This is a genomic window from Vogesella mureinivorans (assembly GCF_007644035.1).
GTDB lineage: Bacteria > Pseudomonadota > Gammaproteobacteria > Burkholderiales > Chromobacteriaceae > Vogesella > Vogesella mureinivorans.
This window is the reverse complement of record NZ_VMTV02000989.1, coordinates 1-307: the sequence shown is the minus strand read 5'-3', so window position 1 is coordinate 307 and position 307 is coordinate 1. Positions and strand designations below refer to the sequence as shown.

The following is a 307-nucleotide window of genomic DNA, read 5'->3' as shown; positions in this document are numbered from 1 at the left end:
TTGCTGCCGAGCCGACGGCAACCATCGTTGCCGGCTCGACGGATGTCGGGCTTTGGGTCACGAAATTCATGCGCGACATCGCGCCAGTCGTCTTCACCGGAGGGCTCGAGGAACTGCAGCAGATTGGCGAGATTAATAGCACGATCACGATCGGTGCTGGGGTCAGCTATACGGCTGCGCGCGATTTCATTGCGCGGCGGATTCCCACGCTTGGGTCGCTGATCGATCGCATCGGCGGTGACCAGGTGCGCAATATGGGCACGATTGGCGGCAATATCGCCAACGGTTCGCCGATCGGCGACACGCC

At 61.6% G+C, this 307-nt stretch carries 1 protein-coding gene; it reads left to right on the top strand.

Annotated elements, in window-relative coordinates; genetic code table 11:
* The coding region (locus FLQ44_RS21835) for an FAD binding domain-containing protein (protein ID WP_206209074.1) at window positions 1-307 on the top strand (307 nt) is incomplete at both ends.